Source organism: Ornatilinea apprima (genome assembly GCF_001306115.1).
Lineage (GTDB): Bacteria > Chloroflexota > Anaerolineae > Anaerolineales > Anaerolineaceae > Ornatilinea > Ornatilinea apprima.
On the sequence record NZ_LGCL01000019.1, the window covers coordinates 54,771 to 78,511 of the forward strand.

23 protein-coding genes and 1 other annotated feature are annotated in these 23,741 nt (G+C 55.9%); of the genes, 1 reads left to right on the top strand and 22 read right to left on the bottom strand.

The window, feature by feature from the left end; genetic code table 11:
* Positions 1–5 precede the first annotated feature (5 nt).
* The 19 genes from ADN00_RS07185 to ADN00_RS07275 all read right to left on the bottom strand — a co-directional run bounded on the left by ADN00_RS07185 (position 6) and on the right by ADN00_RS07275 (position 19,069).
* Positions 6–545 carry a GNAT family N-acetyltransferase gene (locus tag ADN00_RS07185; RefSeq protein WP_075062286.1) on the bottom strand — a complete coding sequence of 180 codons (540 nt, stop codon included), beginning with the start codon at positions 543–545 and terminating at the stop codon, positions 6–8.
* Positions 546–561: 16 nt separating this feature from the next.
* Positions 562–1,254, bottom strand: a complete 693-nt coding sequence (locus ADN00_RS07190; RefSeq protein ID WP_075062287.1) for a hypothetical protein — start codon at positions 1,252–1,254, stop codon at positions 562–564.
* A 59-nt stretch (positions 1,255–1,313) separates the two neighbouring features.
* Positions 1,314–2,150, bottom strand: a complete 837-nt coding sequence (locus ADN00_RS07195) for a purine-nucleoside phosphorylase (RefSeq protein WP_075062288.1) — start codon at positions 2,148–2,150, stop codon at positions 1,314–1,316.
* A 110-nt stretch (positions 2,151–2,260) separates the two neighbouring features.
* Positions 2,261–3,304, bottom strand: coding sequence for a low-specificity L-threonine aldolase (ltaE, locus tag ADN00_RS07200; protein WP_075062289.1), 1,044 nt, complete (start codon positions 3,302–3,304; stop codon positions 2,261–2,263).
* A gap of 35 nt (positions 3,305–3,339) precedes the next feature.
* Positions 3,340–4,269, bottom strand: a complete 930-nt coding sequence (locus ADN00_RS07205) for an RluA family pseudouridine synthase (RefSeq protein WP_201781160.1) — start codon at positions 4,267–4,269, stop codon at positions 3,340–3,342.
* Positions 4,259–4,810 (bottom strand): signal peptidase II, encoded by a 552-nt coding sequence (gene lspA, locus ADN00_RS07210; RefSeq protein WP_160317483.1) that lies wholly within the window; start codon positions 4,808–4,810, stop codon positions 4,259–4,261. Before lspA ends, ADN00_RS07205 begins: the two co-directional genes overlap by 11 nt.
* 96 nt (positions 4,811–4,906) lie before the next feature.
* On the bottom strand, positions 4,907–5,353 hold the full coding sequence (locus ADN00_RS07215; protein ID WP_160317484.1) for a GIY-YIG nuclease family protein: 447 nt from the start codon (positions 5,351–5,353) through the stop codon (positions 4,907–4,909).
* A 58-nt stretch (positions 5,354–5,411) separates the two neighbouring features.
* Complete coding sequence (locus ADN00_RS07220; RefSeq protein ID WP_075062292.1) at positions 5,412–6,494, bottom strand: glycosyltransferase family 4 protein; 1,083 nt, start codon at positions 6,492–6,494, stop codon at positions 5,412–5,414.
* Between the two features lie 227 nt (positions 6,495–6,721).
* On the bottom strand, positions 6,722–9,871 hold the full coding sequence (gene ileS, locus ADN00_RS07225; protein WP_075062293.1) for an isoleucine--tRNA ligase: 3,150 nt from the start codon (positions 9,869–9,871) through the stop codon (positions 6,722–6,724).
* Positions 9,872–9,938: 67 nt separating this feature from the next.
* Positions 9,939–10,196, bottom strand: a binding site (T-box leader).
* A 145-nt stretch (positions 10,197–10,341) separates the two neighbouring features.
* Entirely contained in the window at positions 10,342–11,646 is a 1,305-nt protein-coding gene (locus ADN00_RS07230; RefSeq protein ID WP_075062294.1) for a pyrimidine-nucleoside phosphorylase, read from the bottom strand.
* A gap of 404 nt (positions 11,647–12,050) precedes the next feature.
* Positions 12,051–12,806: an RNA-binding cell elongation regulator Jag/EloR gene (jag, locus tag ADN00_RS07235; protein ID WP_075062295.1), complete on the bottom strand. Its 756-nt coding sequence runs from the start codon at positions 12,804–12,806 to the stop codon at positions 12,051–12,053.
* Positions 12,807–12,828: 22 nt separating this feature from the next.
* The gene (locus ADN00_RS07240; protein ID WP_075062296.1) at positions 12,829–13,629 is read right to left on the bottom strand and encodes a YidC/Oxa1 family membrane protein insertase; all 801 of its coding nucleotides are present in this window, start codon (positions 13,627–13,629) and stop codon (positions 12,829–12,831) included.
* Positions 13,630–13,643: 14 nt separating this feature from the next.
* Positions 13,644–14,708, bottom strand: coding sequence for a PQQ-binding-like beta-propeller repeat protein (locus ADN00_RS07245; protein WP_082389966.1), 1,065 nt, complete (start codon positions 14,706–14,708; stop codon positions 13,644–13,646).
* Positions 14,709–14,724: 16 nt separating this feature from the next.
* On the bottom strand, positions 14,725–15,090 hold the full coding sequence (gene yidD / locus ADN00_RS07250; RefSeq protein ID WP_201781161.1) for a membrane protein insertion efficiency factor YidD: 366 nt from the start codon (positions 15,088–15,090) through the stop codon (positions 14,725–14,727).
* Entirely contained in the window at positions 15,090–15,431 is a 342-nt protein-coding gene (rnpA, locus tag ADN00_RS07255; RefSeq protein ID WP_075062298.1) for a ribonuclease P protein component, read from the bottom strand. Before rnpA ends, yidD begins: the two co-directional genes overlap by 1 nt.
* A 63-nt stretch (positions 15,432–15,494) precedes the next feature.
* Positions 15,495–15,665 (bottom strand): 50S ribosomal protein L34, encoded by a 171-nt coding sequence (gene rpmH, locus ADN00_RS07260; protein WP_075062299.1) that lies wholly within the window; start codon positions 15,663–15,665, stop codon positions 15,495–15,497.
* A gap of 103 nt (positions 15,666–15,768) precedes the next feature.
* On the bottom strand, positions 15,769–16,443 hold the full coding sequence (locus ADN00_RS07265) for a potassium channel family protein (RefSeq protein WP_075062300.1): 675 nt from the start codon (positions 16,441–16,443) through the stop codon (positions 15,769–15,771).
* A gap of 1 nt (position 16,444) precedes the next feature.
* On the bottom strand, positions 16,445–17,113 hold the full coding sequence (locus ADN00_RS07270; RefSeq protein ID WP_075062301.1) for a potassium channel family protein: 669 nt from the start codon (positions 17,111–17,113) through the stop codon (positions 16,445–16,447).
* Positions 17,114–17,125: 12 nt separating this feature from the next.
* A complete protein-coding gene (locus ADN00_RS07275; RefSeq protein WP_082389967.1) occupies positions 17,126–19,069 on the bottom strand; it encodes an APC family permease in 1,944 nt (647 codons plus the stop codon).
* A gap of 213 nt (positions 19,070–19,282) precedes the next feature.
* Between ADN00_RS07275 and ADN00_RS07280 the strand changes: the two genes are divergently transcribed.
* Positions 19,283–20,242, top strand: coding sequence for an L-lactate dehydrogenase (locus tag ADN00_RS07280; RefSeq protein WP_075062302.1), 960 nt, complete (start codon positions 19,283–19,285; stop codon positions 20,240–20,242).
* Between the two features lie 72 nt (positions 20,243–20,314).
* On the opposite strand, the gene mtaB is transcribed toward ADN00_RS07280, so the two are convergent.
* The 3 genes from mtaB to ADN00_RS07295 all read right to left on the bottom strand — a co-directional run bounded on the left by mtaB (position 20,315) and on the right by ADN00_RS07295 (position 23,717).
* The gene (mtaB, locus tag ADN00_RS07285) at positions 20,315–21,568 is read right to left on the bottom strand and encodes a tRNA (N(6)-L-threonylcarbamoyladenosine(37)-C(2))-methylthiotransferase MtaB (RefSeq protein WP_075062303.1); all 1,254 of its coding nucleotides are present in this window, start codon (positions 21,566–21,568) and stop codon (positions 20,315–20,317) included.
* A 69-nt stretch (positions 21,569–21,637) separates the two neighbouring features.
* The gene (locus ADN00_RS07290; protein ID WP_075062304.1) at positions 21,638–22,300 is read right to left on the bottom strand and encodes a hypothetical protein; all 663 of its coding nucleotides are present in this window, start codon (positions 22,298–22,300) and stop codon (positions 21,638–21,640) included.
* Between the two features lie 19 nt (positions 22,301–22,319).
* Positions 22,320–23,717: a tetratricopeptide repeat protein gene (locus ADN00_RS07295; protein ID WP_075062305.1), complete on the bottom strand. Its 1,398-nt coding sequence runs from the start codon at positions 23,715–23,717 to the stop codon at positions 22,320–22,322.
* Between the last annotated feature and the right edge of the window lie 24 nt (positions 23,718–23,741).

Below are 23,741 nucleotides of genomic sequence, written 5' to 3' on the forward strand. Positions count from 1 at the left end.
CCTCTTTAGCGCGCATACCGCGCGAAAAACAACGCGATGTCTTGGTTGGCGTAGTAATGATCATTAAATCCACAGAATTCATACCCCAGCTTATTCGCCATTTGAATTGCCGGATGATTCTTTGACTGCATCGCCAGCACCACGCGGCGCAAATTGCGCTGCACTGCCCAGTGCTGGGCTGCCAGGAGCAAGGCGCTGGCAATTCCTTTTCGGCGCACCTTTTCTTTCACCACCACATCGGTAATCCACACCGTGCTGGCCGAGAACTGGTCTTCCAGGCGCATGTACCCCACCGGCACGCTTTCCATCGTTGCCGTTAGCCAGGTTTGTTTCTGCGGCCACAACTGCTGGGTCAGCTCTGCCGCGCGCGGATATTCCACCCGCACCGAGCGGGGCAGCCGCACCTCGCGAAAGCCAATCGAAATCTGCCCTTCTTCGATCAGGCGTTCCATTTGCCAGACGTATTGGGTTGTGTAGCTGTGTTCTAAATGCAATAAGACCGGTAAATCGGCCGCCACGGTTGGACGAATTTCAATTTCAGGCATACTCTGCTCCCAAAGATTACGGTAATACAATCCTCACGGAGGTAACACATACTGGCTGGGGATTGTTTTGTCCATCCATCACAACCAGACGCAAAAAATAATCACCCGGCACCAACTGATCGGTGTTCCAGGTAGCTGTCTGCTCGGTTTCGCTGCTCTGGTTTCCCGCCGCAATGGTCGTCCAAACATCACTTCCCGGCTGCCCATATTCGTATTTATAAAACCCCAGGTTATCCAGGTTGACAATAAACTTCAGCGTAACAGAGCCGGAGAGCACTTCCGCCCCCTCCAGCGGCTCAATCCATTCAATCCGACCTGCCTGGCAGCCCTCGGTCAGCGGAAGGTTGGCCATATTGGGAACCAGCGTTGCTTGCGCCGCGCCTTCCGCCACTGCTTCAGACGGCAAGGTTGGGGTGGCAGTCGCCAGCAGATCCAGGGTGGGCGTGGGCAGTAAGCTGGTAGCGGGCAGCGCCGGGCTGACAAACGAGATCAGCACAAACTCGCTCAACGCCAGCAGCGCCGCCAGCGCCAAAACGCTCAACGCCGTGCCCAGCCGCCGCTGAGACGCCTCACGCTCCATACCAAAAACAGACGTGCGCCATTCATTCCAGGCCACAATCACTTTGCGGATATACAGCAGCCCCACGCCCCCCAGCATTGCGTAGATCCAGATCTCAAATTTTTCAAGAAAAGCGATTAATTCTTTCATGCCACGCACACAGCATCAGGCCGCCCGGCTACAAAGGCCAGGTTTTGTGCCAAACCGGCTTACAGATTTTCAAGCACACCCAGGAAGATATCTTTGATCTTGGGAGCAATGATGTGGCCGGCCTCCAAAACCTCTTCATGCGTGGTCATGGTACTGCCATCCAGGTTGGCTTTATTGCTAATTCCAGAAATACCCAACACCCGCATTTTACCGTGTCTGGCAACGATCACTTCAGGAACGGTGGACATTCCCACCGCGTCGGTTCCAATCCCCTTCAGATAGCGCAGCTCGGCCGGCGACTCAAACGAAGGCCCGGCTAAAATTGTGTATACGCCCTCATGCAGGCGGATGCCGTTCTTCTTTGCCGCGCCGCGCGCCAGGTCACACAATTCCCGGTCATAGGGCTGGCTCATATCGGGGAAGCGCTCGCCAAACACATCCAGGTTCGGTCCGCGCAGCGGGCTCAACCCGCCCATCCCGATCAGGTTAATGTGATCCACAATCAACATCACATCACCGGGCGCGTAGTCCTGGTTCACCGCCCCGGCGGCGTTGGTAACAAAAAGCGTGTTCACGCCCATGCGATTCATCACCCGCACCGGAAAGGTTACCTGGGCCATACTATAGCCCTCGTAATAGTGCGAGCGGCCTTGCATCACCAACACTTCTTTACCCGCCAGCGTGCCAATCACCAGCCGGCCCATGTGCCCCTGCACCGTGGATTTCGGCCAGTTGGGAATTTCCTCGGCCGGGATAATATCCGCGTTATCAATCGCGTTCGCCAGGTCGTTCAGGCCGGAGCCTAAAATCATCGCCAGTTTCGGGCGGTATTGGGTGCGCGCCTCGATGGTCTTTACGGCTTCGTCAATCTGCTCTAAAGTGATATATTCGGACATGGTTTCCTCCATCGAGCCAGGTTTTTATTAATAATATTCAGGAAAAAGAGCCTTCCAATTCAACCCAAAATTGCGTTCGGAAAGCATCTACCAACATTATATCAGAACTGTTAAACAGAAAGCGCCTGGCGGAACGCCTGAGCGGTGGCCTTCACGTCCGCGTCGCTGATCCAATAATGCAGCACCAGGCGGAACTGCCGCGCCCCGGTGGGGCTGGCCAGCACACCCAGCGATTTCAGCCGTCCGGCAATTTCACCTGCCGATCCTTGAATCGACTCATCCAGGTTCACAAATACCATATTGGTCGCGTGCGCTTTCTTTTCCACCCGCAGTCCATCCACGCTCGCCAGTAGATCGCCTAACTCCGCCGCCCGCCGGTGATCCTCCCCCAGGCGCAGGGTCATCTTTTCCAGCGCGATGATCCCCGCCGCCGCCAGAATGCCGGCCTGCCGCATACCGCCGCCCAGCATTTTTCGCAGCCGCAGAGCCTGCTGGATGAACGGTTTGCTGCCGCACAGCACCGAACCCACTGGCGCGCAAAGACCCTTGCTCAGGCAAAACGTAACCGAATCGAACGGCTGTGCCAGTTCGGCCGCCGCCACACCCAATTCGGTCTCGGCATTAAAAATCCGCGCCCCATCCAGGTGCATTTTTAGGCCGTTGGCATCCGCGATCTCTTTCACCGCCAGCATAAACTCCACCGGCACGGCTACCCCGCCGCAGCGATTATGCGTGTTCTCCAGCACAATCAGGCGGCTGGTTGGGTAATGCGGGTTATTCGCATCGCGAACTGCCAGGCGAATATCTTCCAGCGCGATGGTGCCGTCTGGCAGGTTAGGCAGGGTGTGCGGGTGCACGCCCCCCAGCGCCGCCACACCACCCGCCTCAAACAGAAAGGTGTGCGCCAGGCTGCCCATGATCACTTCATCGCCGCGCCCGCAGTGCGCCAGCACGCCGATCAGGTTGCCCATTGTGCCCGAAGGCACAAACAAACCGGCTTCTTTGCCCAATCGCTCCGCCGACATCGCCTGCAGGCGTTGCACAGTCGGGTCTTCACCATAAACATCATCACCCACCACGGCCTCAACCATCACGGCGCGCATTTCAGCTGTAGGCTGGGTTACCGTGTCTGAACGTAAATCAATCCATTGCATGGCTATACTTCCTCTTTTCATCGGAAATGGGATTTCTATCGCTCCGCGTGCAGCAGATCCAACACTTTTTGCAAATCAGCCGGCAGTGGTGCCTCAAAGGTCCGCTGGCTTTTTTCACCCGGCAGTTGGATCGTGAGCCGCTGGGCGTGTAAGAACTGGCGGCGGATGGGCAGCGATACCTTGCGGTGACCATAAATACCATCGCCCACAATCGGACAGCCCAAAAAGGCCATATGCAGGCGAATCTGGTGCGTGCGCCCGGTCAGCAGGTTCACTTCCAGCAACGTGTGTTTCTCAAAACTCTCCAGGGTGCGGTACTCGGTGAACGCTTCGCGCCCTTTTCCCGGGGGCAGAATGGCCATTTGCTTGCGGTGCGCAGGGTCACGCCCAATCGGCGCTTCGATTCGCCCGCTTGGAGTTGGCGGCGCCCCATCCACCAGCGCCAAATAGACCTTCTTCAGCGAGCGCTGTTTGAAACGGCTTTGCAGCCATTGATGAGCCTTATCATTTTTGGCGATCAACAACAAACCGGACGTGTCTTTATCCAAGCGGTGAACAATCCCCGGGCGCTGCACCCCGCCCACGCCTTCCATTTCTGGCGCGTGCGCCAGGGCCGCGTGCACCACCGTGCCGCTGCTGTGCCCCGCTGCCGGGTGCACCACCATGCCCGCTGGTTTATTAATCACCAGCAGGTCATCGTTTTCAAAAATAACGTCCAAGGGAATCGATTCAGGAATCAAATTGCTCGGTTCTGGGGCTGGCACACGCATGTTCACCTGCTGGCCGCGCTCCAGCGCGTAGCCGGTTTTCGTGATCACTTTGTCATCCACCGTAACCAGGCCGCCTTCAATCAAGGCCTGGATGCGCGAGCGCGAGAGTTCGGTATGGCTGCGCGCCAGAAATTTATCCAGGCGTTCGCTTTCCTCTTCATCGAAGCGAAAGATCACTTCAATCTCATTGTTCAATGGACGCATCTCCCTGAACAGCCGCGTCCGCCGGGTCCTCTTGTTTCACCTGGCCTGCGGATTGTTTTTGCGCGGCGCGCTCCTGCAGATACATACTCAACAGCAGCACACCCACGCCCACGGTAATACTCGAATCGGCCACGTTAAACACCGGGAAGGTGCCTACGGAGACGAAATCGGTTACATGCCCAATCGTCAGGCGGTCAATTAAATTGCCCATCGCTCCGCCCAATTGCAAACCCAGCGCCAGCCGCAGACCCCACTCCTCGCGTGGAACCCGCGGGTAATAGAAAATTATCGCCCCGGCAATGACAAACGCCAGCACGGTGAAAACCATTCCCAGGCCCTGAAACATACCGAACGCCGAGCCGGTGTTGTACCAGTGCACGATTCTGGCATAAGGCGTTAGCCACGGCCAGGGCGACCACATTTCCCCCAATTCCAGCGAGGCGCGCACCAACGACTTGGTCCATTGGTCCAGTCCGATCACACTGCCGGAAATCAGTAACAAAACCAGATAATCTCTGATACTTCGCTTCAAAACAGCCTCCAGTCAACTTTCTATCCCCCAATTCTACCCGATATTTCTTAAATCATTCAAAAACCCGGCATCCAACCGACTTTATCGGTCTGTAGCCTACAAGTTTGAGAGAAGAAACATCACCGTCATGCGGGCATCCAAATCTTCCAGCACGATAACTTTTTCTCCACAGAAAAACAAATGCGCCGGGCACCCCGCCCGGCAGTCGCTGGCCCCCAAACCAGCCGCGGGAACGTCCCACCCCCTTTCTTCGGACGCGCGCCGGCTCCAGATGCACTCGTATGGTTCTTCCCCCTCCGCATACCCCACCGCGATCACCCGCATCCCTTGCAGCACGGCGTCAATATGCCAGTGCGCCTTTTTCTCGCTGCGCAAATGCCGGCCTACCCGCCCGCGGATGCCCCCACTGCCTTTCGCGCTGCCAAAATAGACATAATACCCCGCCGGGAAGTTCACCCACCCCAGCTTTCCCACCCGCAGGTTGGCGTCTGCCGGGTTTTCAAACAATAGGACATAACTGCCGCGCGCGGGCGGCAGATTCATGGTTACTTCCACTGTGGTTCTGGCTTTTTTCGCCTCATCCGCCCCCATCCGGCAGCCCTCATTCCTCGCTCAATGCCTGCAAGAACTGGCGGATCTTTTCCGCGCCGGTTTGCCAGGTGGGAAAGGCGTCAAAATGAGCACGCGCCGCCAGGCTCACCTGCTCCAGGCGGTGGCGGTTTTCTGCCAGACCCTCAATCAAAGAGGCCAGCGCGCCCTGGTTATCCGGCTGGATCAAATACCCATTTTCGCCATGCTGAATAATCTCGCTCGCAGCCCCGGCGGTGGTCGCCACCGGAATTACGCCGTACCCCATTGCCTCCAGATAAATAATGCCAAACCCTTCATAACTGGAAGGCACCACCATCAGGTGACTTGTCCGCAGCGTCTCCATCACATCCCCGTCGTCCACCTGCCCGCGGAAGAGAACCCGCTTGGTCAACCCCAGCGTGCGCGACAAATGCTGCATCTCACCCGAATAGAGCGGGTCAGCATCCAGCCGGCCAATCACGTCCAGCGTCCAGTTGGTTTCTTTGATGCTCGCCACCGCGTGCAACAGCGTGTGCAGCCCCTTACGCGGAATCAGATTGCCCAAAAACACAATCCGCAGCGGACCGGGCGTATGCGCGCGCTGCGAAATCTCTTCCAGGCGAATGCCTTTCCCAAGCCGGTCCCCGCCCGGATAAGCGATTACATGCCGGGTTGGCCCGCCCATTAACGCCTGCACCGCCACACTGGTGGTGCGGCTGTTGTATACAAACGCATCCACCGACTTCAAATAAGCGCGCTCCACCCGCTGGTAGACCCAGTGCTCCAGCGTGGAATGAACTTCATTGCTGCGCAGGTGATGCACTATGGAAACAATCGGATAGCAGGCCTGTTTCTTTATCCAGCGGTTGACCAGAAACAGCGAAGGGTGATTCAGCTCGTCTTGCAGCAGCACATCCACTTCCAGATTGGCCAACCTCTGGATCAGTTTGCGGTCCAGATTCTCTAACAACCGCAGCGGATAATCCCGCCACGGCATCGAGATCACCTCCACCACATCACCCTGGGCAGTTAAATAGTCCACCAACTGGCGGTCATAAATGTACCCACCCGATAAATTGGCCAGCTCTCCATAAATCATTAATCCAATGCGCACAGCAGCTCTCCGTTATACCCGTATCCATCTCACCCGGCGATCAGCACCTCCCAAATCGCGCGGTTCTACTTCCATTCTAGCGGCATCCATTCCCCATCACAAGCCGCCCATCCAAGCATGCAGACCGAATCCTGCTTCCAACCACTCCGGAATACCCATTGGGCAAGAGACAATAATCCCCTGCCGCGCAGAAACCTCGGCAGGGGACTAACCGTTCACAAAACCAGTCAGGCTTTCTTGAGCGCCACGGTCAGCTTTTGCTGGTCAAACTGGTCTTCCATCACAGGCGTGCCTTCCGGCAAGCTGCCGGCGCGCAGGTTCACGGCCAGCGTTTCGGCCATGATGTACTCTTTGAAAGCTTCCACGGCGGTTTGCAGGCCGGGCGAAGCCTGGTAAACGACTTCAATCCGGTCTGAAATTTCCAACTCAGCCTTCTTGCGCAGGTCTTGCACACGGCGCACAAATTCGCGCGCCAGGCCTTCATTCACCAGATCGGGCGTCAGGTCGGTAACCAGAGCGGCCAGGTACGCGCCCTCGTTGGCCACTGTGTAGCCTTCCCGCGCCATGGCGCGCACTTCCACTTCTTCCGGCAGCAGATCAAACGTCTGGCCGTCCACTTCAACAGTGACCGGCAGGTTATCCAGCAGACTGCGCGCCGCGTCGTCCGCGCGTAGAGCCATCACCGCCTGCCGGATGGCCGGGAACAACTTGCCGTATTTCTGCCCCAACTGCTTGGGCAGCGGGTTCAGCGTGTAAGAAACCGCCTCGGCGGCTGCATCCAGCACTCGCACGGCTTTCACGTTCAGCTCGTCCATCAACAAATCGGCATGCTGCATCACCGCGTTGCGTTCGTCCGCGCTACCCAGCGAGAACGCCGCTTCGGCCAGCGGCTGGCGCACCTTCATATTGGCCTTGTTGCGTGCCGCGTGCCCCACCGACACCAGCTTCATCACCAGGGTCATTTCCCGGTTCAACTTCTCGTCCACCCAATCCGGGTTGTATTCCGGCCAGGCAGCCAGATGAACTGAAGCGGGCGCGCCGCTTTCCACGCTGCGCACCAAATTCTGGTAAAGTTCCTCCGCCATAAACGGCATAGTCGGGGCCAGCAGCTTGCTGATCGTAGCCAGCGCCTCATACAGTGTGGCGTACGCTGCGTATTTATCCCCATCCGACTCGCTCTTCCAGAAACGGCGGCGCGAGCGGCGCAGGTACCAATTGGAAAGCTGGTCAACAAAGGTTTCAATCGGCCGGGTTGCGCCCAGCACATCATAATTTTCCAGCGCGTTGCTCACATCGCGGGTCAGGGTGTGCAGCGCCGAAAGCAGCCAGCGATCCAGCGCGCTGTACTCTGGCGTTACTCCGGCCTGCGGCTGCCAGCCGTCCAGATTGGCGTACGTTACAAAGAAGGAATACGTATTCCACAACGTAAGCGTGAAATTGCGCACCACTTCCGACACCAAATCCGCCGAGAAGCGCCGCTCCTGCCCTGGCGGGCTGGCGGTGTACAGATACCAACGCATTGCGTCCGCGCCGTTCTGGTTGATCACATCCCACGGCTCCACCACATTCCCGCGCGATTTGGACATCTTCTGTCCTTCCGCGTCCAAAATCAGGCCCAGGCAGATGACGTTTTTGAAGCACTCCGAGTCGAACAGCAGCGTGCTGATGGCGTGCAGCGAATAGAACCAGCCGCGTGTCTGATCCACGGCCTCACAGATGAAGTCAGCCGGGAACTGGTTCTTGAAGGTTTCCATATTTTCAAACGGGTAGTGCCATTGGCTCACCGGCATCGCGCCAGAATCAAACCACACATCAATCAGCTCCGGCACACGCCGCATCGTTCCGCCACACTCGGCACATTTCCAGCTCAGCCGGTCCACATGTGGGCGGTGCAGGTCGGATTTGCTCAAATCATAACCGACCTTCTCCGAAAGCTCGGCCACCGAGCCAATGCAGTGTTGTGAATGGCAATTGTCGCATTCCCACACGGGCAGCGGCGTTCCCCAGTAGCGCTCGCGCCCCAGCGCCCAGTCGATATTGTTCTCCAGCCAATTGCCAAAACGGCCGTTCTTAATATGTCCGGGGTACCAGTTGATCTTCTCATTCAGCGCCACCAGGCGGTCTTTCAACTGGCTGGTGCGGATGTACCAGGTAGGCCGCGCGTAGTACAGCAGCGGGGTGTCGCAGCGCCAGCAGAACGGGTAGGTGTGGGTGATGCGCCCCACCCGGAACATCAGCCCGCGCTGCACCAGATCCTCGATGATCAACGGATCGGCGTCTTTGACAAACAGGCCCGCCCACGGGCGCACTTCCGAGCGGAAGGTGCCGTCGTCGGTAACGGTCATAATCACCGGCAGGTCCCATTCCAACGCCAGTGACATATCTTCAGCGCCAAACGCGGGCGCAGTATGTACCAGGCCGGTGCCGTCTTCCACCGACACATAATCGGCTAAAGCCACAAAGTGCGCCGGTTTATCGGAGGGGATGAAGGTAAAGAGCGGTTTGTACTTTAACCCTTTCAGGTCTTTGCCCTTCATTTCCTTCAGCACCGTCACCGGCTCCTCGCCAAACACCTTTTCCACCAGGTTCTTGGCCAGGATCAGCTTCTCACTCCCGCCTTCTTCCAGCGCGCGCTCCACCTGCACATAGTCCACTTCCGGGCCAGCCGCCACCGCCACATTGGCCGGCAGCGTCCAGGGTGTGGTCGTCCACACCAGCAGCGACGTGTCTGGATAATCAACCAGCGGCATGCGCACATAGATCGAGGGATCTTCGGCTTCATCGTAGCCTTGCGCCACCTCATGGTCAGAGAGCGGCGTGCCGCAGCGCGGGCAATAAGGCACCACTTTGAAACCCTGGTACAGCAGACCCTTCTCCCAGAAGTTTTTCAGAATCCACCAGTTGGTTTCGATATATTCGTTTTTGTAGGTGATGTAGGCTGTATCCAGGTCTACCCAAAAAGCGATGCGCTCCGTCAACCGCTCCCACTCTTTAATGTAATGAAAAGCCGACTCGCGGCACAGCTCGTTAAAGCGGTCGATGCCGTAATCTTCGATTTGCTGTTTGTTGGTGAATCCCAGGCTTTTTTCCACGCCAATCTCCACTGGCAGGCCGTGCGTATCCCAGCCTCCCCGCCGCGAGACGTGATACCCTTTCATCGTCTTGTAGCGTGGGAAGATATCCTTAAACGCGCGCGCCAGCACATGGTGCACACCGGGCTTGCCGTTGGCGGTTGGTGGCCCTTCAAAAAACACATACTCCGGCCCGCCTTCCCGCTGCCGCATTGATTCATGGAAAATATCATGCGACTTCCAGAAGCGCAGCACGCCCTCTTCCATCAAGTTCACGTTGAGCTTTGAAGAAACTGGTTTGAACATCCTACCTCCTCCATCAATAACGAATCATGGCGTTAACTGATCGGTTAAAAACAAAATTCTCGTCCCGGTCAGGGACGAGAGAAATTCTCCCGCGGTACCACCCTGGTTCTCAGACAATCTGAGCGCTCTGTCGGGCGCATCGTTTATGGCGATAGGCCCGCGCCCTGCTAACGGAAGGCGCATCCGGCGCACCTACTGACAGTTCCCTGTGTTCAGCTTGCGGCTCCGGAAGGATTTTCAGCCTGTCGCTTCGACCCGGCTCACACCAACCCCGGGCTCGCTGGCGAAACAGAGTAGGCTTACTCGTTTCCATCATCGCTTTTGATGGCCCGATTATCCCATAAAAACCGCAAAAAATCAACGCGTCAGGATATTCTGCCTACACAGCTCAGGCGTAAGGAAGATGAAGGGTGGGGTTAGCCGCGTCACCTTCTTCGGCATACAACCCCACCCCACGATTTTGCCTATGATTACTCAATCACGCCGTAAAACAGCGGCAGCGGCTCGCACGCTTCACTGCCAACCACAAACGCGCCCTTCACCCGCTCCACCGCCGCGGAGAGCTTCGCCTCATCATTGGCGTGAACGCTGGCCAGCTCCTCACCTTGCTTCACCGCGTCGCCCACCTTGCAATGCACCACAATCCCCACCGCGTGATCCACCGGGTCACCCTTTCGGGCGCGCCCCGCGCCCAGCTCCACCGACGTCTCACCGATCTCCCGCGCGTTGATCTGCTGCACAAAACCATCCTGGCTGGCTGTGATTGTCTCCACCAGGCTGGCCTGGGGCAGCTTTTCCGGGTGATCCACATAACTCACGTCTCCGCCCTGCGCCGCTACCAGTTTTTTGAACATCTCCAACGCGCTGCCATCGGCAATCGAACGCTCGCACATCTCCCGCGCATCATCCAGCGTCTCGGCCCGCTTCGCCATCAGCAGCATGTAACTGGAAACCACCAGGCAGTGCTCCATAAAGTCATCCGGCCCCTCGCCGTGCAGCGCGTCAATCGCCTCTTTCACTTCCAGCGCATTGCCCACCGCGAATCCTAGCGGCTGGTTCATGTCCGAAATCATGCCAATCACTTTGCGCCCGCTCAGCTTGCCGATCGCCACCATCAGTTCAGCCAGTTTGCGCGCGTCTTCCTCGGTCTCCATAAACGCGCCCACGCCGGTTTTCACATCCAGCAGAATGGCGTTCGCCCCCGCGGCGATCTTCTTGCTCATCACCGACGAAGCAATCAGCGGCATCGAAGGCACCGTGCCGGTTACATCTCGCAGCGCGTACAGCTTGCCATCGGCCGGGGCCAGGTCCGCGCTCTGGCCAGAAAGCACAATGCCCACCTCTTTCAACTGGCGCACAAACTCATCACGCGTCAGGTCTACACGGTAACCGGGAATCGATTCCATCTTGTCCAGCGTGCCCCCGCTGAATCCCAATCCCCGACCAGACATTTTTCCCACCGGCAGCCCGCAAGCCGCCACAATCGGGGCTACCACCAGGGTGGTTTTATCCCCCACCCCACCGGTCGAGTGCTTGTCTACCACCGTGTCGACCACATGACTGAAATCCAGCATCTCACCCGAGCGCACCATAGCCAGCGTCAGGTCAGTGGTTTCCTGATCCGTCATGCCGTTGAGCAAAACTGCCATCGCCCAGGCGGCTACCTGGTAATCGGGAATTTCATTCTTACTGAACCCGCTCACAAAAAAATCGATTTCCTCGCGGGTTAATACTTCGTGGTCGCGCTTCTTGATAATGATGTCCACAGCTCGCATGGTTTCACCTCTTCAATGTTTGCCACCTTCTTCACAAAAAGGTGGAAAAAGTAGATTCATCACCCCTTCGGCTGACTTGACCGCGCCCCCCCTTTACTTCTCTGGTCCATTAAGAAGCGGCGTCACAACAAAGCAGTCAGCGGAACGGATTAACGAAATTATACCTGACTCCCCCTTAAGAACACCATTTCTCCATCCCGAATCTGGCCGCTGATCGTGGTGCGCGCAGCACACTCCGAAATTTTCAGGTTTTGAAGCGGATTGGGCGTTTCCTTGCCTGATCCGCGCTTTTTCTTCCATCAAAAAGCAGCCGGACCATCTCTCCTTAAAGGCATGAGGCGTTCTTTCCAGCTTTGTCTAGAAAGAACGCCTCAACCTCTCTTGCGAGATGTCCTGCGGAATGATTAGTTCTTTTTGATGAAGATCGACACCTTGCGGTAAGGCTCTTCACCCACGCTTTGCGTGGTAACCTTCGGATGATTGCGCAGTTCCAGGTGAATCAGCCGGCGCTCATTCGCGGGCATCGGCTCCAGAATCTGCCGCCGGTTGGTATGAATGGCCTGGTCGGCCATCCGGCGCGCCAGCTGGCGCAGCTGCCGCTCGCGGCGGCTGCGGTAGCCCTGAATGTCAATTACTAACGGCACCCAGCGTCCCAACTGCTTGCCAACAATCAGGTTGGCGATATACTGCAAGGCATTCAAAGTTTCTGAGCGTCGGCCGATCAGGATGCTCAGATCCTTTCCTTGCACATCCACCAGCAGCACGGGCTCTTCGCCTTCTTCCTGCTCCTGGTACATCGCCTTCACCTGAGCGTGGACTTTCATCCTCGTCAACAGGTCTTCCACTACCTTCTTGGAAACAGCAAGGGCCTCGTCGGTAACTTCCGATTCTGGTTCTTCGTACTCATCTTCCTCGATTTCCGGTTCGGCGGCAGGTTTGCTTTTGACCGGCTGTGCGGCTTTGGGCTCTTGCTCCAAAACCTTTATGCTCAAACGCACGCGCGCCTGCCTTCCGCCCAACCCGAAGATGCCCTTACTGCCCGCGTCAAGAACTTCAACCTCCATCGATTCGACGGGCAAACCCAATTGGGCCGCCCCGTTTTGAACAGCTTCTTCAACGGTTGGTGCAATGATCTCCAGAGTGGTTTTTTCTTGACTCATTTTTTTGCCTCTACTTGTCGAATTAAGACCGGCCTTTTGTTTGATTTGCAGCCGCCGTGGCTTTTTGCCCCGGAAGAATGTTCTTCCAGTTGGCTTTTCCCATCAACGCGTACTGCAAAATACCAATCAAATTGGAAACAACAAAGTACAGTGCCAGCCCCGATGCCAGCGTCAGCGCCAGGTAACCCATCAAGAAAGGCATATACAGCGACATCATGTTCGACATCATCGCTGCCTGGTCATTTTGACCGGGGGTTGTCGGTGGCTGCAAAACTTTCGACTGGATATACGTGGTCACGACCACAATAACTGCCAGCACCGGAATACCGAAATTCAGGCCCGGAATCAGCAGCCGCTCGGGTTGGCCCAGGTCCATCCATAAGAACGTGTTGTTCAACGGAACAATTTCAGACACCTTCAACAGCGCCGGGCTGATCAGTTTGGTCAGATTCAGCAGCTCAATCGGCGTGTTGGCCAGCGCGCGGATCACGGCCTGGTACAAACCAATGATGATCGGGAACTGGATCAGCGTCGGCAGACAGGAGGCCATCGGGTTGACACCCAGCTCTTTGTACAGCTTCATCTGTTCCTGCGCCAGCTTTTCTTTATCATTGGCGTATTTTTTCTGCGCTTCCTGCCAGCGTTTGTCTTCATTCAATTTCGTCATCGCCGTCGAGCCTTTGATCTGCTGAACTGTCAAAGGATGCGTCAGCAAGCGAATCAAAATCGTGAAGAGCATGATGGCAACGCCAAAGTTGCCCACCAGCTGGTAAATAAAGAGCAGCACATTAATAAAAGGGCTGATAATTAACGTATCCCACATATCTCAAATCCTCGCTATTTCTTCTCCGGCTGGAATGCCCACCGTTGATTGCCCCCAAAATCAACTGCAACCACAATCGCGTCGCCTTCATTCACACCCACCAGGATATACTGGTCAGTTATTTTTGGGCTGCCATAAAGTTTACCATTAATCAACAGCGACCACAGCGGGCTGCCGTCAAAACCAAAAGCTTTCAGGCCGGATTGTTCCGTAGCAAACACCACCCCGTTCTCCAATATGCCTGCCGCTCCAATCACCTGGCCGGCGTTTTCCACCTTCCAGAACTGCGCGCCGGTTTTCGCGTCCAAGCCGTACAGGGTGCCTCTTAAGTCGCCAAAAAAGACCACGCCGTCATGCACCACCGGCTGCGCCCAGACCTCGCCAGTGGTGGCGAATCGCCACAGGTCTTTTCCAGTTTCCGCATCGACAGCCACCACTTCACTGCCAATGGTGCCAACATACAAAACACCATCAGCCAGGGTGGGGCTGCCAACTATCGAACCGCCCATATCGCTTTCCCATTTCAGACTGCCGTCATTCAGCGCCAGCGCGTACAGGTAATGGTCCATGGAAGCCAGGTAAACCACATCGCCATCGCTGATGGGCTGAGACCATAAAGCCTGCCGTGCCTCAAACTTCCACTTCAGCGCGCCCTGCAAATCCAGCGCGTAGAGGTTATGATCAGCGTTAGGGGCCAGGATCATATCGTCCAGCAGCAGCGGGCTGCCCACATAGCGGCTCTTGGCTCCATTGAAAGCCCATTTAATCGCAGCGGTGTCAGGGCTGAGCGCGGTGAGCGAATTGGCATAATCGCCTGCCAGCAGCAAGCCCTCTGCGTATGCCGGTGCGGCAAAAAATGCCCGGCGGGCATTGGGTTCTTCCGGGTACCGCCAGATCAGGCTGCCATCAGCTTCTTTCAGCGCATACACCTCGGTATTATAGGCCACAAAGATGGTATCCTCATCTATCGAAACCCCCGGCCAACTGGTAGCGCCGATCACTCGTCCGCCTCCACAGCCGCTCAACAGCGCCCCTATCATCAGGATGGAAATTACGATCAGTAGTTTCTTTGGTTTCATTCTTACTCTTTACTCTTCATGATTCATGAATTTTGTGTTCCGGGCAGCGATCGAATTTGCTCAGCACCGGAAACGCCTCACAGGCGCTATCGGGCACCGGATCGTATCCTCCGGCGTTAAATGGATTACAGCGCAACACCCGCCACACTGCCATCAACCCTCCCACAATCGCCCCATGCTTATAGATCGATTGGTATCCATAATGCGAGCAAGATGGGTAAAAACGGCAGGTATTGGCCGGCAGCGCGGGTGAGATCAATTTCTGATACCCACGTATGAAGGCGAGCGCAACCCACCTCAAACTTGTCTTGAGGTTAAACGGCAAATCCCTCAAACGGGGCTCGTTCGGGTAATCAGAAGGCAAATAATTGAAACTGCCCATTAATTTCTTGTCAACAATCCGGCACGCATCAGAAGCTCTGAAACCGCCTTGCGCAAATCGTCAAAACTGGCGTCAACAATGGGTTTTCGTGCCAACAAAATCACATCGGTATTAGCCTGAAGTGCAGGCAGCAGTTCGTCCATCACTGCCCGCAAACGCCGCTTCACCCGGTTGCGGTTGACCGCATTCCCTACGGTGTGGCTGGCTGAAATCCCGATTTTAATACCGCCTTGTTCAACCGGGTCAACAATCAATACAATAAGCGGGTGGGCATAGGATTTACCTGTCCGCCTCACCCGCTTAAAATCAGTAGATCGTCTCAGGCGAAACTCTCGCTTCACCTTTCATCCCGTCTCACAATCATATTGCGGTACGATTCCCAACCTACCATCTGGCGATACAGGCTACCAGCGCAGACGTTTTGTGTGGTTGTTGGACTTAGTCGTCAGATGATGGCGACCTTTCAGGCGGCGGCGTTTCAATACGTCACGCCCCTCAGACGTGGCCATACGCGCGCGGAAGCCGTGAACGCGAATGCGGCGTCGAATTTTGGGTTGGTAAGTCCGTTTCGGCATACTTCATCCTTTCAATCAATAGATTGATAATAAACTCTGTAATTGAGACACCAAATTATATCAGCATCATCCGGTGTGGTCAATCGTCAATCCGTTTAATTTTTTACTCATCTTCGCGTGCGCGCAGCAGTTCGGCCAGGCGGTTTGCCCCAGCCTGGTCGGTGATTGCCAAAATTTCATCACCGGCTTCCAGAACCGTTACCCCGCGCGGAACCGTTACCTCACCTTTGCGAATCACTGCCGCGATGACGCAGTGATCGGTCAGCCCTAGGTTCATAATTGAAACCCCCACGGCTTGCGCCCGCGGCGGGATCTTTTCTTCAATCAGCGAATAGTTGCCGCGCCGCAGCTTCATCAGCGTGATCATGTCTCCCATCGACATCTCTTCCTGCAAAATCTTCGACATGATGTCGGCCTGGTTGATCGCTACATCCACTTTGAACATATCATTAAACAGCCACGCATGGTTGGGGTCGTTCACCCGCGCCACCGTGCGCGGCACATGATAGCGCGTGCGCGCCTCATAACACATTGCCAGGTTCAGCTCATCCATCGCAGTGCAGGCAGCCACCACATTTGCCTTTTGAATACCGGCTGCTTCCAGCACCTTCGGGTCAAGCACTTTTCCCTCAAAAATGGTTTCCGTTGGCAGTTCGCGATGCAGGCGCGAGAGTACTGCAGGCCGGTCTTCCACAACATGCACTTGATAATCTTGCGCCAGTAAAGAGCGCGTCAATTGCGCCCCCAGGCGTCCGCCGCCAGCAACGATAACGAACATCTTACGCCTCCACTTTCTTCAGGCTTTCCACCCGGTTTCGGAAAGCGCTGATCCCATCAAAACTCGCGCTGAGCAGCAACACATCCCCACTCTCCAGGCGAAAATCCTGCTCAGGGTGCGACGCTTTGCCCGCCCGCGTGACCGAGACAATCATCGCGCCCTCAATGTCCTGCATCAACTCCAACAGACACCGCCCGGCAATTTCACGCGGCACCGCGAACTCATACACCTCAATTTCGCCGTTCCCGGCCGAAAACACGGTGCGAATTTCCGAATGGTAAAGCATCTCCTCCACCCGCTGCGCACCCCAACTGGTCGAGCTGATCACCTGGATGCCAAAGTCTTCAAACAGGCCGCGCAGATCGGGGTCATAATTCCGAGCAACCACAGTATCAATATGATAAACCTCTCGGGTGGTGTGCCCAACCACCAGGTTCAGCGCGTCGCAATTGGTGACCAGCGCTACCGCCGAAGCCTTTTCCAGCCCCGCGCGGTAGAGCACATCTTCATTCAGCGCGTCGCCTTCCACCATGCGCCCCTCAAAACCGGCGGGCAGGTTTTCAAAAGACGCGCCTACTTTATCCACCACCGTTACTTCGTGATGGCGCTGGTACAGGCGGTTTGCCAGTTCCGCGCCTAATCGCCCGCATCCTACCACTACGACTTTCATCGTTTCCTCGCTTTATTCACCTAATTGATATGGAACTTCTGTGATCACGATATTTTTCTGAAATAATAGTTCTTTTCGCAAAGTATCCGCGGTCCGTTGATGCAATAATTGCGTCGCTTTTCCCCTTGCTATAAACTGGGGAACCACTATGGTCAATAATTCATTCGGCTGCATATTTTTTGCAATCTCTTCAATATATTCCAAAAGTGGTTCAACAAACAGCCGATATGGAGAATCCAGCACCACAAGTCGCACTCCATCCCCCCAAATTTCCCACTTCTTCTGGATCCGTTGAGATTCTTCTGGATCTATGGTGACATGGACAGCGGTAACATCATCCGTTATCATCCGCGCATATCGAAGCGCAGTTAATGAACCTCGGTGAACGCCTCCCACTGTCAAAATCACTCTGTGCCTGCGTATTTTTGGTGGAACATTATAATTTGTAAGGGAAAGCCTGCTGGCAACTCTTTTATAATGAAAGTGAATTGCATAGAAAATACTAACCAATATGGGGGTAAGAATGATAACAATCCAGGCCCCATCGAGAAATTTCGTAATTCCAAATACCATCATTACCAAAAAGGTAACGAGAGCTCCAAAACCATTGATGACCAGCTTATATTGCCAGCCGTTTTCAAAGCGAAGAGTTGAACCCTTTTCGACCCGTTCTTCTCCAGGCTGCAGATGTCCGACTTTCCACCACCGCCTCGCCATGCCAAACTGGGACAAAGTAAAACTAAGGAACACACCAATCGCATACAACGGGATCAAATTTGTAACGCTCGCCTGGAAGATGATGATCAGCAGACTGGCGATCACAGAAAGCGACACGATACCGTATGAATAAACCAACCTGCTTCCGCGAAATGTCATTTGGCGCGGCAGGAAACCATCTCCAGCATGCAACGCGCTCAATCGAGGGAAATCAGCAAAGGCTGTGTTTGCTGCCATGACAAGGATAACGGTCGTAGCCACGATACCGGCAATATACATCACGCCACGCCCTTCATAAATCGTCCGCATCATTTGGGAAATAACAGTTTCCGATTCAGAGGGCAAAGCGCCGATATTGTAGGATAAAAAGGTGATACCTAATAACAAACTTCCCAAGATAAATGCCATGATAATCAACGTCTGACCGGCATTTTTGCTTCTCGGCTCTCTAAATGCTGTAATCCCATTAGAAATCGCTTCCACACCCGTTACCGCAGCCGTTCCATTGGAGAATGCGCGCAAGATTAAAAAGAAAGTAATCGGATGTGCCGCGTGTATCATTTCAATCTCAGGAGGGTTAATTACTGGCATTAAGGAACCGGTAAAATACTTGAGCAGCCCAAGAATGACCGTGGTGTACATCATGATGATAAAAAAGTAGGTCGGAATAGAGAAAACGATACCCGATTCCTTCACACCGCGTAAATTAATAACCATAATGAACATCACCAATGCCACCGCAATCCAAACCCGATATGGAAACAATGTTGGCGCTGCTGACACAATTTGAGCCACACCAGAGGAAATCGAAACGGCTACGGTGAGAATATAATCCATGAGCAGAGCGGCCCCTGCAGTTTGAGCAGGCAATTCGCCCAGATTGTCTCGTGCAACAATATAAGCGCCGCCACCGCCGGGATAAGCATGGATGGTTTGCTCATATGAAAAAGTCAGAATTGTTAATAAAATAACAATTCCGAATGAAAGGGGAATGGAAAAATGGAAAGCCCCAGCGCCCGCCAGCGCCAGAATGACCATCATCTCCTGGGTCGCGTAAGCCGTTGAGCTCAACGCGTCGGAGGCAAACACAGCCAGGCCAATCGCTTTGCCAATCGTCTGGTGCGGAGCATCCGCGGTTGGCAAAGGCCGCCCAATCAGCCAGGTGCGCCAATCGCGCTTGGGCTCATGCCCTGATGCGCGATGCACCACCGTACTGCCACTATTCTCATTAATATTCATAAGATTTCACCACCAATACGAACGGATCGTTCCACGAACGATTTCGCCATTTCCGATCATAAATACTATTATAATAAATTCACTGGTCAGGAATCCAAAACCTGGAAAAAATCGACCTGAAATATACACCTAATCGGCTCGTTTTGGAAGGTGGATCAGACCAACGGTTGTGAAATACCGGCTGGAATCAAACAACAAACAGGAGAACATCAGATGAATGTATCCACTCACAATCCCACCCGTGTCGCGATCATTGGCACGGGCAACGTGGGGGCAACGTTTGCCTATGCCCTGATGTTAAGCGGCCTGGCCGCCGAAATCGTCCTCATCGACGTGAATAAATCCAAGGCCCAGGGTGAGGCCATGGACCTCAATCACGCGGTCCCGCTCGCCCACCCCACCCGCATCTGGTCGGGAACCTACGAAGACTGCGCCGGCGCTGTCCTCACGGTGGTCACAGCCGGCGCCGCTCAAAAACCGGGCGAAACCCGCCTGGACCTGGTTCAGCGCAACACAGCGATCTTCCGCTCCATCATCCCCGAAATTGTCAAATACAACCCCGATGGCCTGATTCTCATCGCCACCAACCCGGTGGATATTCTCACTTACGTTTCCTGGAAGCTCTCTGGCCTGCCCAAAAAGCGCGTGATCGGGTCAGGAACCATTCTGGACACCGCCCGCTTCCGCTACCTGTTGAGCGAGCACTTTGACGTCGATCCGCGCAGCGTGCACGCCTATATCGTCGGTGAGCACGGCGACAGCGAAGTGCCGGTCTGGTCGCTGGCCAACATTGCCGGCATGCGCCTGCCCATGTTCTGCGCGGCCAACGGCATGTCCTGTCAGGACGATGCCCTCGACCATATTTTCCAGCAAACCCGCGACGCCGCCTACGAAATCATCGAGCGCAAAGGTTCCACGTATTATGCCATCGGGACTGGCCTGGTGCGCATCGCTGAGGCGATCATTCGCGATCAGAGCACCGTTCTCTCCATTTCCTCTTACATTGAAGACTATTACGGCATTGACGACGTGTACATTTCGCTGCCCACCATTGTAGACCGCGGCGGCGCCGAGCGCACCCTGCGATTGGAACTCAGCAACGAAGAAATCGCCGGGCTTCAAAATTCAGCCAAGGTGCTCAAAGAGATTATCAGCCAGTTGAATTTGGGTTAAGGTTTATCACCCCCATCGCGAAAAATAAAGACCTCCATAATAAGAGGAGGTCTTTTGCATTTCTATCTTTGATTACTCAATCTCGCCGTATAAGTCCCCGCCGTTCTTACGAATAATCTTCACCCGCGAAACCTCATTCCACAAATTTTGAGATGAAGCCGAGCATACCTTCAAATAGTTCCCCGACAACCCCTTGAGGCTGCCGTCCTCACTCTGATCTTCCCACAGCACATCCAGGCTGCGCCCGATGAACTGCTGCGCGTACGCGCCTTCCATCTCCGCGAACAGCTTGCGCAGCCGCTGGCTGCGTTCCTTTTTCACCTGGCTCTCGATCTGATCGGGATAGTTGGCAGCTGGTGTACCCGCCCGCGGCGAAAAGGCGAAAACGTGCCCGCCCGCGAAGCTCATCTCCCGCGCGAAGGCCAGGCTCTCCTCAAAATCCTCATCCGTCTCACCCGGAAAGCCTACAATCATATCGGTTGTGATCGCCATCTCCGGCGCGTATCGCCGCGCGTTATTGACCAACAGGCGAAAATTATCCGGGGTAATCTTGCGCGCCATGCGTTTTAGCGTGCGCGCGCAGCCCGACTGCAAGGGCAAATGCAAATGCGCGCACAACCGCGGATTTTGCCACAACCGAAAAAACTCCTCATCCAGGTCCCACGGCTCCAGCGAAGACAGTCTCAGCCGCGCAATGGATGTCTCCTGCAAGATCAATTCAACCAGGTCTTTCAGGTGTTGCTGTTCGGCGAAGTCTTGCCCCCAAGAGCCCAAATGCACCCCCGTCAGCACGGCTTCTTTCGCGCCCCCAGCTGCCGCCGCGCGGACTTCTGCCAACACTTCCTCAGAGGTCACACTGCGCGCAGCTCCGCGCGCGATGCGCGTAACGCAGTACGTGCAGAAGTTATTGCAGCCGTCCTGAACTTTGATAAACGCCCGCGTGCGCCTTCGCCCGCCGGGCAGCGGTTGGCGCGATTCGGGTTCAAACACATGCTCGCGCCCCACCACCAGCGACACTAACTGGTCTTTCTGCAAATTGCTCACCACCCGGCTCACACCCGGCATGGCCGCGGCTTCATCCGGTGAGAGCGTTGCCCAACAGCCGGTTACCACCAGCTGGGCGTTGCCCGCGTGCGTGGCGTGGCGGATGGCCTTGCGCGAATCCGCGGACGCCCTGGCGGTGACTGCGCAGGTATTCACCACCACCAGGTCAGCCTCGCTGACCTCACCGGTAATTTCATAGCCCTCCGCCCGGAATTGAGCGGCAATTTTTTCGATTTCACTCTGGTTCAGCCGGCAGCCGACCGTATCCACAAACACTTTCATGCTTAACCATTAATCCATTTCTGTCTGGCGTTGCGCCTCTATTGTACCGCCAATTTGTGCCGCGTCGGCTCAGGGCTGTAGCGCCTTAAAATCGTCAAAGAAAATCTCCACGCCCCCCTCCTCATACCCCCCGGCAATCAGCCCCACGTCACCCTTGCTGAAATCGGCGTCCTCCGCCACCAACAGAATGGTGTCATTAACAAACAACGCCAATGAAGAGCCCAGGCACACCGCGCGCAGTCGATTTCCCGCCGTTCCCTGCTTAATCAAATCGCTGTACTGCATCGTTTCCCCGCTGATCAGGCTCCGCGCGCCGTCTTTCACTTTGATAATGCCCGCGTAGCCGTCGCTGCTCACCAGCAGTGCGTAGAAATTTTCCGCGTCCTGGTAGCGGCAAACCATGCCAAAATCATTGTTATCGGTCCCGCTCAATTTGACCGCGCTGACGTACAGGTCCACGTCCTGAAATGAACGGTGTGCCCGCGTGATGTAATCCCGGTTGGCGTCTTTCACTCGCAGCAACAGTCCCCCTCCGGTATAAGCCGCAGAGGAAGTTTCCTTTTCCCAGGTGTCCCAACCGCTGCGCGGATCAGAAAAGTCGTCTGCCAGCAGCTCGCCGCCGCGCTCAACCGGCTCTTTGGAGGCCATGCCAAACCCAAGCGGCTGGCAGGCAGCAAGCACGACTCCCAGTATGATAAAAACCCCAATAAGAGCCAGTTTTCGTCGCGTCATCACATCCGGGTTTCCCTTTCTATGGTTTCAAGAGTCTCTCGGCGTTCGCGCGCATGTCCTCCCCCTCTGGCAGCTCCTCGATCACAAGCATCAGGTGATAGGCAGCATCTGCGCGCCGGTTTAACAGCAAGTATAACTGCCCCAGGTGGTAATGTGCAGGCAAATAATCGGCCTGCAGCCGCAGCGCCTGGTGAAAAAACCGCTCCGCGCTGGTGGTATCACCCTGCTTCATCAACAGCCAGCCCATTAAGTCCTGCGATTCGGGGTCTTGTTCATCCAGCAGAATCAAATTGCGCGCCGCCGGGATACCCACAGTCTGAATTCCAACCGAGGTATTCCCCGTGAAGCGCACCAGCGATTTGGCAATCTCGGAGTCGCGCGGAGCGATAGCCACAGCTTGCGTGTAATGCTCCAACGCCGAGCTGATCCGCCCCAGGTCGGCCAGCGTTTCGGCAATTTCCACCTGCCAACGCCCCTCGTAGGGCTGCAGGCGGGCTGCTTCTTGCAGGTATCCCAGCGCGATCTCAGGCTGTCCGGACTGCCGGTAACGCAGCCCCAGCAGCACCTTAATCTCCGCCGAGGTGGGGTTCAACGCCTGCGCCCGCTCAAACGCATCCCAACCATCTCCGCCGGTCTGAAATATCGCTTCACCCAGCAGCGCCCACGCCTCAGCAGACGCCCCCTCCAGCTCCACCGCCTGTTCCAGCAGCCCTCGCGCTGCGTCCCACTCGCCGAATCTGGCCAGCACGCTGGCCAGGCGCATCTTCTGGTAGGCGAGGTCGCGCTCCGCGGGCAGCGCCTGAATGGCTGCCGTCAGCGCGTCAGCCGCCTGCGGTGAGTAACTGCGCCCGGTTTGCAGGCTGTCCAGCAGATTGGCCGGCTCTTCCCCGGCCCCCAGGCGCAGCACCGCCCAGGTGTAGGCCGCTTCCGCGCTTTCAGGGCGCGCCTGCCGCCAGTCCTCCACAAGCTGCAGCGCCTCATCGAAGCGGCCCTCTTCGCGCAGCAGGCCAACCGCCTGCCGAAAAGCGCTCTCAGATGCACGTCCCCGATGAATTTCATCCAACCACAAAGCCAGCGCCTTCTCGCGGTTTCCCAACCTTAAATACGAAGCAGCCAGCGCTTCTTTCCCCCTTGCCGAAAGGAACGTGCTTTTTTCCCAGGCTTCCACAGCCCGCTGGTCATCGCCGGTTTGCGCCCGCAAAAACCCTACCTGCTCCCAAAGTTGGGCGCGCCAGGGTTCACGCGCCAGCGCTTGTTCCAGGCCGTATGCCTGATCCTGTGGGCTGGCGTCGGGCTGCGTCTGCGCGGCGAGGCTCTGCTGAATCGCGACCGGTGTTGGCTGGATTTGCAGCGCCACAAGCAGACAAAGCGGTAAGATAATCCGCGCTGCCAGGGCAAAAGAGATTCGTTCTTGCATCAGGGTAAACCGACCATCCGGTCT

Bases quoted from the DNA above. Each gene is read 5' to 3' on its own strand.
- ADN00_RS07295 (WP_075062305.1), bottom strand. From the start codon at position 23,717: ATGCAAGAACGAATCTCTTTTGCCCTGGCAGCGCGGATTATCTTACCG.
- ltaE (WP_075062289.1), bottom strand. From the start codon at position 3,304: ATGCAATGGATTGATTTACGTTCAGACACGGTAACCCAGCCTACAGCT.
- rpmH (WP_075062299.1), bottom strand. From the start codon at position 15,665: ATGCCGAAACGGACTTACCAACCCAAAATTCGACGCCGCATTCGCGTT.
- ADN00_RS07240 (WP_075062296.1), bottom strand. From the start codon at position 13,629: ATGTGGGATACGTTAATTATCAGCCCTTTTATTAATGTGCTGCTCTTT.
- ADN00_RS07195 (WP_075062288.1), bottom strand. From the start codon at position 2,150: ATGTCCGAATATATCACTTTAGAGCAGATTGACGAAGCCGTAAAGACC.
- ADN00_RS07245 (WP_082389966.1), bottom strand. From the start codon at position 14,708: ATGAAACCAAAGAAACTACTGATCGTAATTTCCATCCTGATGATAGGG.
- ADN00_RS07230 (WP_075062294.1), bottom strand. From the start codon at position 11,646: ATGCGAGCTGTGGACATCATTATCAAGAAGCGCGACCACGAAGTATTA.
- ADN00_RS07190 (WP_075062287.1), bottom strand. From the start codon at position 1,254: ATGAAAGAATTAATCGCTTTTCTTGAAAAATTTGAGATCTGGATCTAC.
- ADN00_RS07280 (WP_075062302.1), top strand. From the start codon at position 19,283: ATGAATGTATCCACTCACAATCCCACCCGTGTCGCGATCATTGGCACG.
- yidD (WP_201781161.1), bottom strand. From the start codon at position 15,090: ATGGGCAGTTTCAATTATTTGCCTTCTGATTACCCGAACGAGCCCCGT.
- ADN00_RS07270 (WP_075062301.1), bottom strand. From the start codon at position 17,113: ATGAAAGTCGTAGTGGTAGGATGCGGGCGATTAGGCGCGGAACTGGCA.
- ADN00_RS07185 (WP_075062286.1), bottom strand. From the start codon at position 545: ATGCCTGAAATTGAAATTCGTCCAACCGTGGCGGCCGATTTACCGGTC.
- ADN00_RS07265 (WP_075062300.1), bottom strand. From the start codon at position 16,443: ATGTTCGTTATCGTTGCTGGCGGCGGACGCCTGGGGGCGCAATTGACG.
- ileS (WP_075062293.1), bottom strand. From the start codon at position 9,871: ATGTTCAAACCAGTTTCTTCAAAGCTCAACGTGAACTTGATGGAAGAG.
- mtaB (WP_075062303.1), bottom strand. From the start codon at position 21,568: ATGAAAGTGTTTGTGGATACGGTCGGCTGCCGGCTGAACCAGAGTGAA.
- ADN00_RS07215 (WP_160317484.1), bottom strand. From the start codon at position 5,353: ATGAATCTGCCGCCCGCGCGCGGCAGTTATGTCCTATTGTTTGAAAAC.
- ADN00_RS07275 (WP_082389967.1), bottom strand. From the start codon at position 19,069: ATGAATATTAATGAGAATAGTGGCAGTACGGTGGTGCATCGCGCATCA.
- jag (WP_075062295.1), bottom strand. From the start codon at position 12,806: ATGAGTCAAGAAAAAACCACTCTGGAGATCATTGCACCAACCGTTGAA.
- ADN00_RS07290 (WP_075062304.1), bottom strand. From the start codon at position 22,300: ATGACGCGACGAAAACTGGCTCTTATTGGGGTTTTTATCATACTGGGA.